The following is a 12,504-nucleotide window of genomic DNA, read 5'->3' as shown; positions in this document are numbered from 1 at the left end:
CCGGTGGGGTCGAAGGGGCGCAGCCCCGGTGGGGTCGAAGGGGCGCAGCCCCGGTGGGGTCGAAGGGGCGCAGCCCCTGGGGATGGGACGGGTAGGGGCGGCGGGGGCGAGAACAGGTTGACGGCAAGCACAGCGCCGGGCAGTCGGCACCGCCCCCCACCCCGCCTCACATACGCGACACGTTCCGCTCGTACACCAACCGCAGCCCGATGAGCGTCAGCCACGGCTCATGCTCGTCGATCACGGACGACTCGCCGAGCACCATCGGCGCCAGTCCCCCCGTGGCGATCACCGTCACATCCTCCGGATCCTCCGCAAGCTCCCGAGCCATACGGCTCACCACCCCGTCCACCTGGCCAGCGAAACCGTAGATGATCCCCGCCTGCATCGCCTCGACCGTGTTCTTGCCGATCACACTCCGCGGCCGGGCCACCTCGATCTTCCGAAGCTGCGCCCCCTTGACGCCCAGCGCCTCGACCGAGATCTCGATACCGGGCGCGATGACACCACCGACGTACTCCCCGCGCGCGGACACCGCGTCGAACGTGGTGGCCGTACCGAAGTCCACGACGATCGCGGGCCCCCCGTACAGCTCGACCGCGGCCACCGCGTTGATGATCCGGTCCGCGCCGACCTCCTTGGGGTTGTCGGTCAGGATCGGCACGCCGGTCTTGACGCCGGGTTCGACGAGCACGGCCGGCACGTCGCCGTAGTACCGCCGCGTCACCTCGCGCAGCTCGTGGAGGACGGACGGAACCGTCGCGCAGATCGCGATCCCGTCGATGCCGTCGCCCAGCTCGTCCCCGAGGAGCGGATGCATGCCCATCAGGCCCTGGAGGAGGACCGCCAGCTCGTCCGCCGTACGGCGCGCGTCCGTCGAGATGCGCCAGTGCTCGACGATGTCCTCGCCGTCGAACAGGCCCAGAACCGTGTGCGTGTTGCCTACGTCGATCGTGAGGAGCATCGCGACTACTCCGCCTCGCGCAGGTCCAGGCCGATGTCCAGGATCGGCGAGGAGTGGGTGAGGGCCCCCACGGCGAGGTAGTCGACGCCGGTGTCCGCGTACGCCTTGGCGTTCTCGAGGGTGAGCCGCCCCGATGCCTCAAGGGCGGCGCGGCCGTGCACGACTGCAACCGCCTCCTCGCACTCCCCGGGCGTGAAGTTGTCCAGCAGGATCAGGTCGGCGCCGGCGTCCACGACCTCCCGCAGCTGGTGCAGGGTGTCGACCTCGACCTCGATCGGCACGTCCGGGAAGGCTTCGCGTACGGCCTTGAAGGCCTGCGCGACGCCACCCGCGGCGACCACGTGGTTGTCCTTGACGAGGGCCGCGTCGGACAGCGACATGCGGTGGTTGACGCCGCCGCCGCAGCGGACGGCGTACTTCTCCAAGGACCTGAGCCCCGGCGTCGTCTTGCGGGTGTCCCGCACGCGCGCCTTGGTGCCGTCCAGGACGTCCGCCCACGCGCGCGTGGCAGTCGCGATGCCCGAGAGCCGGCACAGGAGGTTGAGCGCGCTGCGTTCGGCGGTGAGCAGGTCACGCGTGCGCGTGGTGACCGACAGGAGCTTCTGCCCGGCCTCCACGCGGTCGCCGTCCTCCACGTGCCGCTCGACTTCGAGCTCGTCGGTGCAGACGACCGAGAGGACCGCCTCGGCGACCCTCAGGCCCGCCACGACGCCCGCCTCGCGCGCGGTGAAGTCGGCGGTGGCCACGGCCTCCTCGGGGATGGTCGCGACGGTCGTCACGTCCACGCCGTGGTCGAGGTCCTCCTGGATGGCGACGTTGGCGATGTCCTCGACCTCCACGGGGTCGAGTCCCGCGTCGGCCAGGAGCTGCGCGAGCGCGGGGTCGAGCCCGCACTCCAGATACTCCTCGCCGGCGATGTCGGAGGCAGCGCCACAGGCACAGCCGTCGCCGCAGCCGCCGCTCTCGGCGAGGGGAAGGTCGGGGGTGCTCACTTCTGTCACTGCTCCTGGGGACGGTGGGGCTGCTGCTGCCGGGTCGGGGGGAAGTCTGGGGCGTCCGTGGTGTGTACGGCCAGCGTGCGGTCCGGATTCAGCCGTACGACGATGTGGCGGCGCCAGGTCGTGTCGTCGCGCTCGGCGTGGTCCTCGCGCCAGTGGCAGCCACGGGTCTCCTCGCGCAGGAGCGCGGCGGCGACCAGGACGCGGGCCACGCACAGGAGGTTCGTGGCCTCCCAGGTGTCGACGCCGGGCTCGGCGGTCTTGCCGTTCTCGTCGAGGGCGTCCCGGGCGTCGGCGTGCAGCCGCTGGAGGGCGTCCGCGGTGCTCGCCAGGGACTCGGCGGAGCGCAGGACGCCCGCGCCCTGCGTCATGGTCCGCTGGATGGCGAACCGCGCCTCGGGCGCGAGCAGGGGGTGCGCGGGCTTCTCGGGGTGCTCGACGGGCACGGGCACGCGCGCGTGGAGGCCGTTCTCCGCCCGGCGCGCCGCGATGTCGGCGGCGATGCGCTCGGCGTAGACGAGGCCCTCCAGGAGGGAGTTCGACGCGAGCCGGTTCGCCCCGTGCACGCCGGTGCAGGCGACCTCGCCGCACGCGTACAGGCCGGGGACGGTCGTACGGCCCTGGGAGTCGGTGCGCACGCCCCCGGAGGCGTAGTGGGCGGCCGGGGCGACCGGTATGGGCTCGTGGATCGGGTCGATGCCGTGGGCGCGGCAGGCCGCGAGGATCGTCGGGAAACGGTGCTCCCACATGTCGGCGCCGAAGTGCCGGGCGTCGAGGAACATCTGCTCGGCGTCCTGCTCCTGCATGCGGCGCATGATGCCCTTGGCGACGATGTCCCGGGGCGCGAGTTCGGCGAGTTCGTGCTGGCCGACCATGAAGCGCACGCCGTCCGCGTCCACCAGGTGGGCGCCCTCGCCGCGTACGGCCTCGGAGACCAGGGGCTGCTGGCCCTCCGCGTCGGCGCCCAGGAAGAGCACGGTCGGGTGGAACTGCACGAATTCGAGGTCCGAGACCTCCGCACCGGCACGCAGGGCGAGCGCCACGCCGTCGCCGGTCGACACGGACGGGTTGGTGGTCGCCGAGAAGACCTGGCCCATGCCGCCCGTCGCGAGGACGACCGCGGGGGCGAGCACGGCGCCCACACCGTCGTGCTGGCCCTCGCCCATGACGTGCAGGGTGACGCCCGCGGTGCGGCCGTCGGCGTCCGTCAGGAGGTCCAGGACGAGCGCGTTCTCGATCGTGCGCAAGCCACGCGCGCGTACCGCCTCCACCAGCGCCCGGGAGATCTCCGCGCCGGTCGCGTCGCCGCCCGCGTGTGCGATGCGGCGGCGGTGGTGGCCGCCCTCGCGGGTGAGTTCCAGGCGCCCTTCCTCGGACTCGTCGAAGTGGGCGCCGGTCTCGATGAGCCGGCGTACCGCGTCGGGCCCCTCGGTGACGAGGATCCGTACGGCCTCCTCGTCGCACAGGCCCGCGCCCGCCACCAGCGTGTCGTCCAGGTGCTGTTCGGGCGTGTCGCCGTCGCCGAGGGCCGCGGCGATGCCGCCCTGCGCCCAGCGGGTGGAGCCGTCGTCGAGGCGGGCCTTGGTGACGACGACCGTCCTGAGGCCCTCGGCCTCGCAGCGCAGGGCGGTGGTGAGGCCGGCGACGCCGGAGCCGACGACGATGACGTCCGCGTCGATGGACCAGCCCGGGGCGGGCGCGTGCAGTCGTATGCCTGTGCTGGTCACGAGGCGGCTCCGAAGGTGAGGGGGATGTTGTCGATCAACCGGGTCGTCCCGACCCGGGCGGCGACGGCGAGGACGGCCTCGCCGGTGAAGTCGTCCTCGATCTCGGTGAAGTCGGACGGGTCGACGAGCGCGAGGTAGTCCAGCCTGAGCGGCGGGCTCAGGCGGCCGGCGTCGTCGAGGACCAGGCGGGCGGCCGCGCGGACGGCCGCGGGACCGCCCGTATGGGCGGGACGACGCGAGGCGTCTCCGCCAAGGGCGGTGGTGGGCGACGGGCGGGACTTGGCGACGGCGTGCGTGTCGGCCGCCGCGCGGGACTCCCCTATGGCGCTCAGCGCCTCGGCACGCGCGTGCGTGGCGGGCACCTCGCGCGCCCGCGCGCGCAGCGCCTCCTGCGCCGCGTGCCGGTCGCGGCCCGCGAACAGCGCGCGGGACAGCGTGAGCGCCGTGCGCCGTTCCTCTGGGCTGAGGTAGCGGTTGCGGCTGGACAGCGCGAGGCCGTCGTCCTCGCGCACGGTGGGTACGCCGACGATCTCGACGCCGAAGTTCAGGTCCCGCACCATGCGGCGGATCAGGGCGAGCTGCTGGGCGTCCTTCTGGCCGTAGAGGGCGACGTCGGGGCGGGTGAGGTGCAGCAGCTTGGCGACGACGGTGAGCATGCCGTCGAAGTGGCCGGGGCGCGAGGCGCCCTCCAGGCGCTCCCCCATGGGCCCGGCGCTGATGCGGACCTGGGGCTCGCCGCCCGGGTAGACCTCCTCGACGCCCGGGGCGAACACGGCGTCCGCGCCGGAGTCTTCGGCGATCTTGAGGTCGGCGTCCAGGGTGCGCGGGTAGCGGTCGAGGTCCTCGCCCTTGCCGAACTGCAGCGGGTTCACGAAGACGGTGACCACGACCTCGCCGTCCGGACCCGCGATCTCGCGGGCGGTGCGGATCAGGGTGGCGTGGCCCTCGTGCAGGGCGCCCATGGTCATCACGACGGCGCGGCGGCCCACGCGCACGCGTGCGTGCAGCTCGTCGGCGGTGCGCAGCAGGGCGGTGGTCATCGGGCGTCCCCTTCGGTGCCGGTGGTCCCGTCGGTCCCGTTGGCGAGTACCCCGAGGAGGTCCTCCGCGAGTTCCGGCTTCAGCAGTCCGTGGGCGAGCGCGCGGTCGGCGGTCGCGCGCGCCATCGCCAGGTAGCCGGCGACGGCCTGCGGGGCGTGCCTGCGCAGCTCGGCGACATGGGCGGCGACGGTTCCCGCGTCTCCCCGCGCGACGGGGCCGGTGAGGGCCGCGTCGCCGGAGCGCAGGGCGTTGTCGAGGGCGGCGCCGAGCAGCGGGCCGAGCATCCGGTCGGGGGCCTCGACGCCTGCCGTGCGCAGCAGCTCCATGGACTGGGCGACCAGCGTCACCAGGTGGTTCGCGCCCAGCGCGAGGGCCGCATGGTAGAGCGGCCGGTTCTCCTCGGCGATCCACTCGGGTTCGCCGCCCATCTCGATGACGAGCGCCTCGGCGGCCAGCCGCAGCTGGTCGGGGGCGGTGACGCCGAAGGAGCAGCCCGCCAGGCGCTGGACGTCCACCGGGGTGCCGGTGAAGGTCATCGCCGGATGCAGGGCCAGCGGCAGCGCGCCCGCGCGCAGGGCGGGGTCGAGGACCTTCGAGCCGTACCGCCCCGAGGTGTGTACGAGCAGCTGGCCCGGTCGCACGGCCCCGGTCTCGGCGAGGCCCTCGACGAGCCCGGGCAGCGCGTCGTCGGGGACGGTCAGCAGCACCAGGTCGGCGCGCTCCAGAACCTCGGCGGGCGGGACGACCGGCACGTCGGGCAGCATCTGCGCGGCGCGCCTCCTGGAGGCGTCGGAGACCCCGGAGACGGCGACCGGGCGGTGTCCGGCGAGTTGCAGGGACGCGGCAAGTGCGGGACCCACCCGGCCGGCGCCGACGACGCCGACGGTGAGCCGCGCGGGGCGGTCCTTGGGGTCTGGCTGGTGGACTGTACTCACGCGACGGCGGCCTTCCCGTTCCAGTCCGCTCTGGGTACCGGACGATTTCTCGTCATGTTAACGCGATCGGTTCCAGGGGCGTCCGGTTGTCCACAGGCTGTGGGTTTCCCAACACGCCGCGCCCGTCGGCGGGACGGCGGAAATGCGGGTGCCCGCGCGGACCGCCGCACGGCATGATCCGGAGCATGACGGACACGGCGGAACAGGGCGGGGAGCAGTCGGCGCGGGAGCGGCTGCGGGAGCGGCGGGCGGCCGCCTTCCTGGGGGCGGAGCGCGTCCTGGCACGAGCGGGTTTCCGCGGCACCCTGCGCGAACGGCTCGCGTGGCTGCAGGAGGCGGCGCCCGAGGTGTACGACCTGGACGAGCCCGGCGACATGTACGGCAACCGGATCGTGGAAGCCCTGGAGGACCGCGTCGCCGCGCTGCTGGGGACGGAGGCCGCAGCGTTCTTCCCGACCGGCACGATGGCCCAGCAGATCGCCCTGCGCTGCTGGGCGGGCCGTACCGGCAACCCCACGGTGGCGCTGCACGCGTTGGCCCACCCCGAGGTGCACGAGCGAGGTGCGCTCAGCGAGGTCGCCGGGCTGCGCCCGGTCCGCCTCACCGGCGAGCCCCGGTTGCCGACCGCCGAGGAAGTGCGCGACTTCGAGGAGCCCTTCGGGACGCTGATGCTGGAGCTGCCCCTCAGGGACGCCGGTTTCGTGCTGCCCTCCTGGGAGGAGCTGACGGAGGTCGTGGAGGCGGCGCGCGAGCGCGACGCGGTGGTGCACTTCGACGGGGCGCGCCTGTGGGAGTCCACCGTGCACTTCGGGCGCCCCTTGGACGAGATCGCGGGACTGGCGGACAGCGTCTACGTGTCGTTCTACAAGTCTCTCGACGGCTTCGGCGGCGCGGCGCTGGCCGGCCCGAGGACGCTGGTGGAGGAGGCGAAGACCTGGCGGCACCGGTACGGCGGCATGATCTTCCAGCAGTTCCCCACCGTGCTGTCGGCGCTCGTCGGCCTCGAACGCGAGCTGCCCAGGCTGCCTCAGTACGTGTCCCACGCGCGCGTGGTCGCCGCCGCGCTGCGCGAGGGTTTCGCCGAGGCCGGCGTGCCGTGGGCGCGCGTCTTCCCCGAGGAGCCGCACACCCACGAGTTCCAGGTCTGGCTGCCGTACGACCCGGACGTCCTCGCCGAGGCGGCCGTACGGCAGGCCGAGGAAACCAGGACGCTGCTTTTCGGCGTCCCCTGGGACCGGGGCGGACCGGGCCTGGGCATCACCGAGGTCACCGTGCGCGCCGACGGCCTGGAGTGGACGGCGGACGACGTGAAGGCGGCGGTCGCGGACTTCGTGGCGCGGGTGAGCGAGGTGGCCGGCGAAAGTGTCGAGGCGGCCGAGACGGTCGAGACGGTCGGTAAGTAGAACGCAGTCGCGTCGATTGACGGCGGCCGTCAAACGACGGCGGCGTTGTCAGTGGCGGCGTGCACCATGAGGGCATGAGCGTGCACATCGACATCGCGGGGCTGCGGCCGGAGCGGATCGCCGTCGTGCCCTCGCCGCTGGCCGAGCTCTGCATGGCGCTGCACGCGCTGTCCGAGCCGGGGCACCATCCGGGCCTGCAGGGCTGGGTGACGGGCGTGAGCGCGGGGCTCGACCCGCATCTGGCCGACCGGATGTGCGAGGCCGACTTCCTGTGGCGGACGACGTTCTCGGACCTGTTCCTGCCGGCCGCGGGCATCCCGGGCGGTACCACGCTGCCCGGCGCGGCGCTCGCCGAGGAGCTGGACCTGCTCGACAAGCTGACGGACGAGCAGTTCGTGGACGCGGCCCTGGAGTTCACCTGTGCACTGCCGTACAGCACGCGCGGAGCGACCGCGCTCTCCGACCCCGAGCTGCGCCGGCGGGCGCTGGAACTGGCCGCCGCGCGCGGACCGCAGCAGGTGCGCTTCAGCGAGCGGCTGCTGGCAGACCCGCCGCGGATCCGGGCATGGCTGAGGCAGTTCATGGAGGACTGCGACGCGGCGTTCTTCGCGGAGACCTGGTCCCGGCTGCGCCACCAGCTGGCCTCGGACGCCCGGCACAAGACCGACCTCCTGCGGCGCAAGGGTCTGGCCGAGGCGCTCGCCTCGGTATCGCCGGCCGTGACGCTCGACGAGTCCGCCGCACGGATCACGGTCGACAAGCTCGGCGACGGCCGTACGGCCACTCGGGACGGCGGTCTGCTGCTCATCCCCACCAGCCTGGGCTGGCCCCACCTGATGGTCCTGCACCGGTACGACTGGCAGCCGGTCCTGCACTACCCGGTCGGCTCCCCGGAGCTCGCGGCCCCGCCTTCCGTCGAGCAGCTGACGCTGCGGATGGCCGCCCTGTCCCACCCGGTGCGGATGCGGCTGTGCCGCAGCCTGGCCCGCAGCGCGTTCACGACCAGCGAGCTGACCCAGGTGCACGGCATGACGGCCCCCGAGATATCCCGGCACCTGAGCGTGCTGAAGAAGGCGGGTCTGGTGACCACCCGCCGCCGCGGCCGGTACGTCCTGCACCAGCTGGACGTCACGGTGGTGGCCCGGCTCGGGAGCGACTTCCTGGAAGGGATACTCCGCTAGCGGCGGGACCCTCCTCAGCCGTGCCCGCCCGCCCGCACCAGCCCCGTCTCGTACGCCAGGACCACCACCTGCACCCGGTCCCGCAGCCCCAGCTTGGTCAGGATGCGGCCCACATGGGTCTTCACGGTCGCCTCGGACAGCACCAGCCGGGCCGCGATCTCACCGTTGGACAGCCCCTGGGCGACCAGCACCATGACCTCGCGCTCGCGGTCGGTGAGCCGCTCCAGGGCCTTGAACTGGGGCTCCTTGCCGGCGCTCGGCAGCATCGGCGCGAAGCGGTCGAGCAGACGGCGCGTGGTCGAGGGAGCCACCACCGCGTCGCCGCTGTGCACCGCGCGGATGGCGGCCAGCAGCTCGCCGGGCGGCACGTCCTTGAGCATGAAGCCGGAGGCGCCGGCCTTCAGCCCGGAGAAGGCGTACTCGTCGAGGTCGAAGGTGGTCAGGATCAGGACCTTCGGCGGGTCGGCCTCCATGCAGATGCGTCGGGTGGTCTCCACGCCGTCGAGCTTCGGCATGCGGACGTCCATCAGCACCACGTCGACGGCGGTCGAGCGCAGCACCTCCAGGGCCTCGACGCCGTCGCCCGCTTCAGCGACGACCTCCATGTCCGGCTGGGCGGCGAGCACCATCCGGAACCCGGTGCGCAGCAGCACCTGGTCGTCGACGAGCATCACGCGGATCGTCATCGGGGCCTCTCTTCAAAGGTCTTCAGGGGCGTTACAGGGGGCGTTACACGGGTCGTTACAGGTGTCAATGAAGGACATAGGTCGGCGTCAGTGCGCCGGTTTGAGCGGGAGCAGGGCGCTGATGCGGAATCCTCCGCCCGGGCGCGGGCCCGCGTCCAGGGTGCCGCCCACCATGCCGACCCGTTCGCGCATGCCGATCAGGCCGTGGCCGGCGCCGTCGGCGCCGCCCTCCTCGTACAGCTCGTGCGGGGCGCCCTTGCCGTCGTCCTCGACGAGCAGGCCGAGGCCGTCGTCGAAGTAGACCAGGCGGACGCTGGCGCCCGCGTTCGGCCCGCCGTGCTTGCGGGTGTTGGTGAGCGCCTCCTGCACGATGCGGTACGCCGTGAGCTCGACGCCGCTGGGCAGGGGCCGCGGGGTGCCCTCGATCTTGAAGTCGACGGGCAGGCCGGACCCCCGGCACTGCTCGACCAGGTCGTCGATCTGCTCGACGTCGGGCTGCGGGACGTACTCGCCGCCCTCCTGGTGCTCTCCGGTGCGCAGCACGCCCAGCAGGCGGCGCATCTCGGCGAGGGCCTGGCGGCCGGTGGAGGAGATCGTCTCCAGGGCCTTCTTGGCCTGGTCGGGGGCGGCGTCGAGGACGTAGGCGGCGCCGTCGGCCTGCACCACCATCACCGACACGTTGTGCGCGACCACGTCGTGCAGTTCGCGCGCGATCCGGGCGCGCTCGGCGGCGACCGCGACCTTGGCCTGGGCTTCGCGCTCCTTCTCCAGGCGCGCGTTGCGCTCCTCCAGCTGTGCGAAGTAGGCGCGGCGGGTGCGGATCGAGTCGCCCAGCACCCAGGCCAGCACGAACGGCACCGTCAGGAAGATCATTTGGGCGAGGTTGGCCAGCGTGCTCGTGTCGTCGTTCCACCAGCGCAGTTGCGCCAGGGGGGCGGCGCACAGGCCTGCGGCCAGCGCGAGCCGGGAGGCCCAGCGGGCGCCCGTCACGGCCACGGTGTAGGCGATCACCAGGAAGGCGAAGTCGGCGGCCGTCGTCTCCACGTTCAGCGCGAGCTGCGCCACTCCGAGCGCCACGGCCAGCACCAGCATCTTCTCCGGCATGCGCCGACGCAGTGCGATGACCAGGCACAACAGGAGAACGATCGGGACGACCACCGCCGGGGCGTCGGTGCCCCGCGCCTCCTGACGGGCGGTTTCGCCCACCACCGAGATCCCGAACAGGAAGACGGCCCAGAAGCTGTCGACCCACGTCGGGTGCCTGCGGAGGAAGTCATAGAGGCGCTGCACGTAACCCAGCGTAGGGAAGCAAGATGCGTGCAGGGGTCAACCGGAGGACCGATCCGTACGCCCCGCGCATACTCCGCAAGGTGGAGGCTCCGTTCCCCTGGACGCCTAACCTGACGGCGTGACGCAAGGGACAGTGGGCGAGTGGCGCGGCTGGCGAGCGGCCTCGGAGGCCGCCCTGTACGGGCCGGACGGCTTCTATCGCAGGCCCGAGGGGCCGGGCGCGCACTTCCGTACGTCCGTGCACGCGTCGCCGCTGTTCGCGCAGGCCGTGGCCCGGCTGCTGTGCCGGGTCGACGAGGCGCTGGGGCGGCCCGAGACGCTGGACTTCGTCGACATGGCCGCCGGGCGGGGCGAGCTGGCCGCCGGCGTACTGGCCGCGCTGCCCGCGGACGTGGCCTCCCGCGCGCGCGGGTACGCCGTCGAGGTCGCCGACCGCCCCAAAGGGCTCGATCACCGGATCGAGTGGCTGGCCGAGCCCCCGAAGGGCGTCACCGGGCTGCTGTTCGCCAACGAGTGGCTGGACAACGTGCCGGTGGAGATCGCCGAGGTGGACTCCGCGGGCGTACCCCGGCTGGTGCTCGTACGGCGGGACGGGCGCGAGCGCCTCGGGGAGCCGGTTTCCGGTGCGGAGGCGGAGTGGCTCGCGCGCTGGTGGCCGCTGCCGGCCGAGGAGGGGCTGCGGGCGGAGATCGGTCTGCCCCGGGACGAGGCGTGGGCGTCGGCGGTCGCGACCGTCGACCGGGGGCTCGCGGTGGCGGTGGACTACGCGCACACTGCACGCGCGCGCCCCCCGTTCGGGACGCTCACCGGATTCCGCGAGGGACGCGAGACGGCGCCCGTGCCGGACGGGTCGTGCGACATCACGGCGCACGTCGCCCTGGACGCGTGCGCGCTCCCGGGAGGGCGCGTACTGACCCAGCGCGACGCCTTGCGCGCCCTGGACCTCTCCGGCGCACGCCCCCCGCTCGCACTCGCCTCCACACAGCCGGCGGCCTACGTGCGCGCCCTCGCGAGCGCCTCAGAGGCCGCCGAGCTCACGGCGTCGGGCGGGCTCGGCGACTTCGGGTGGCTGCTCCAGCCGGTCGGAATCGAGCCGGCAGGAGCCCCGGACGCGCCTCTCCGCGGCCTACTTGTCGATGTCCCCGACCACGAAGAACAGTGACCCCAGGATCGCCACCATGTCCGCGACCAGCGTGCCCGGCAGCAGCTCCACGAGCGCCTGGATGTTGTTGTACGAGGCGGAGCGCAGCTTCAGCCGGTACGGGGTCTTGTCGCCCTTGCTGACGAGGTAGTAGCCGTTGATGCCGAGCGGGTTCTCGGTCCACGCGTACGTGTGGCCCTCGGGCGCCTTCAGGACCTTGGGGAGCCGCTGGTTGATCGGCCCGGGCGGCAGGCCGGCGAGCCGGTCGAGGCAGGCGTCCGCGAGGTCGAGGGCGTTGTGCGTCTGCTCCAGGAGGACCTCGAAGCGGGCGAGGCAGTCGCCCTCCTTCCGGGTCACCACGTTCAGGGTGTCCTGCAGCTCGCCGTAGGCCAGATACGGCTCGTCGCGGCGCAGGTCGAAGTCGACGCCCGAGGCGCGCGCGATCGGCCCGCTCACGCCGTACGCGTGCACGGCCTCCGGCGCGAGGATGCCCACGCCTCGCGTGCGCCCACGGAAGATCTCGTTGCCGAGCACCAGGTCGTCGAAGCGGTCCATGCGGGAGCGCACGGCGGCGACGGCCGCACGCGCGCGTGCAGCCCATCCGGCCGGCAGGTCCTCCTTGAGGCCGCCGACGCGGTTGAACATGTAGTGCATGCGCCCGCCGGAGACCTCCTCCATGACGTTCTGGAGCACCTCGCGCTCGCGGAACGCGTAGAAGACCGGGGTGATCCCGCCGAGCTCCAACGGGTAGGAGCCGAGGAACATCAGGTGGTTCAGCACCCGGTTCAGCTCCGCGAGGAGTGTGCGCGTCCACACCGCGCGTTCGGGGACCTCCATGCCGAGCATGCGCTCCACCCCGAGGACGACGCCCAGCTCGTTCGAGAAGGCCGACAGCCAGTCGTGGCGGTTGGCGAGCATGATGATCTGGCGGTAGTCACGCGCCTCGAAGAGCTTCTCCGCGCCCCGGTGCATATAGCCGATCACCGGGTCCGCGCGCATGATGCGCTCGCCGTCCAGGACGAGCCTGAGGCGCAGTACACCGTGGGTGGACGGGTGCTGGGGCCCGATGTTGAGCACCATGTCGGTGCTCTCCGCGGCGCCGCCGATGCCGACCATGGTCTCCGTCGTAGGAGTCATGG

11 protein-coding genes are annotated in these 12,504 nt (G+C 72.9%); 3 read left to right on the top strand and 8 right to left on the bottom strand.

Features of this window, described 5'->3' with window-relative positions:
• Positions 1-166 precede the first annotated feature (166 nt).
• From AC5P09_RS25165 to AC5P09_RS25145, 5 genes are read right to left on the bottom strand one after another with little or no spacing between them, the layout of a single operon-like run.
• Positions 167-964 (bottom strand): type III pantothenate kinase, encoded by a 798-nt coding sequence (locus AC5P09_RS25165; protein ID WP_217235022.1) that lies wholly within the window; start codon positions 962-964, stop codon positions 167-169.
• Positions 965-969: 5 nt separating this feature from the next.
• Positions 970-1,956 carry a carboxylating nicotinate-nucleotide diphosphorylase gene (nadC, locus tag AC5P09_RS25160; RefSeq protein WP_329338387.1) on the bottom strand — a complete coding sequence of 329 codons (987 nt, stop codon included), beginning with the start codon at positions 1,954-1,956 and terminating at the stop codon, positions 970-972.
• Between the two features lie 5 nt (positions 1,957-1,961).
• A complete protein-coding gene (locus AC5P09_RS25155) occupies positions 1,962-3,689 on the bottom strand; it encodes an L-aspartate oxidase (RefSeq protein ID WP_493876044.1) in 1,728 nt (575 codons plus the stop codon).
• Entirely contained in the window at positions 3,686-4,729 is a 1,044-nt protein-coding gene (panC, locus tag AC5P09_RS25150) for a pantoate--beta-alanine ligase (protein ID WP_493876043.1), read from the bottom strand. Before panC ends, AC5P09_RS25155 begins: the two co-directional genes overlap by 4 nt.
• Positions 4,726-5,664, bottom strand: coding sequence for a Rossmann-like and DUF2520 domain-containing protein (locus tag AC5P09_RS25145; RefSeq protein WP_493876042.1), 939 nt, complete (start codon positions 5,662-5,664; stop codon positions 4,726-4,728). Before AC5P09_RS25145 ends, panC begins: the two co-directional genes overlap by 4 nt.
• 185 nt (positions 5,665-5,849) lie before the next feature.
• On the opposite strand from AC5P09_RS25145, the gene AC5P09_RS25140 reads away from it, so the two are divergent.
• Together AC5P09_RS25140 and AC5P09_RS25135 are read left to right on the top strand one after the other, a co-directional pair.
• Positions 5,850-7,067: a threonine aldolase family protein gene (locus tag AC5P09_RS25140; protein WP_493876041.1), complete on the top strand. Its 1,218-nt coding sequence runs from the start codon at positions 5,850-5,852 to the stop codon at positions 7,065-7,067.
• 74 nt (positions 7,068-7,141) lie between these two features.
• Complete coding sequence (locus tag AC5P09_RS25135; RefSeq protein ID WP_493876040.1) at positions 7,142-8,248, top strand: DUF5937 family protein; 1,107 nt, start codon at positions 7,142-7,144, stop codon at positions 8,246-8,248.
• A gap of 14 nt (positions 8,249-8,262) precedes the next feature.
• Here AC5P09_RS25135 and AC5P09_RS25130 read toward each other — a convergent pair whose 3' ends face one another.
• Both AC5P09_RS25130 and AC5P09_RS25125 read right to left on the bottom strand, forming a co-directional pair.
• Positions 8,263-8,934 (bottom strand): response regulator, encoded by a 672-nt coding sequence (locus tag AC5P09_RS25130; RefSeq protein ID WP_266435755.1) that lies wholly within the window; start codon positions 8,932-8,934, stop codon positions 8,263-8,265.
• A gap of 87 nt (positions 8,935-9,021) precedes the next feature.
• Positions 9,022-10,224 (bottom strand): sensor histidine kinase, encoded by a 1,203-nt coding sequence (locus AC5P09_RS25125; protein WP_493876039.1) that lies wholly within the window; start codon positions 10,222-10,224, stop codon positions 9,022-9,024.
• A gap of 118 nt (positions 10,225-10,342) precedes the next feature.
• On the opposite strand from AC5P09_RS25125, the gene AC5P09_RS25120 reads away from it, so the two are divergent.
• Positions 10,343-11,386 (top strand): SAM-dependent methyltransferase, encoded by a 1,044-nt coding sequence (locus AC5P09_RS25120; RefSeq protein ID WP_493876038.1) that lies wholly within the window; start codon positions 10,343-10,345, stop codon positions 11,384-11,386.
• On the opposite strand, the gene AC5P09_RS25115 is transcribed toward AC5P09_RS25120, so the two are convergent.
• A complete protein-coding gene (locus AC5P09_RS25115) occupies positions 11,351-12,502 on the bottom strand; it encodes an NADH-quinone oxidoreductase subunit D (RefSeq protein ID WP_493876037.1) in 1,152 nt (383 codons plus the stop codon). The two genes, AC5P09_RS25120 and AC5P09_RS25115, sit on opposite strands and share 36 nt — an antisense overlap.
• Positions 12,503-12,504: the final 2 nt, after the last annotated feature.

The organism is Streptomyces sp. a15 (assembly GCF_059026085.1).
Note: the sequence above shows the minus strand (reverse complement) of the source record. Positions and strands in the feature narration are given on the sequence as shown.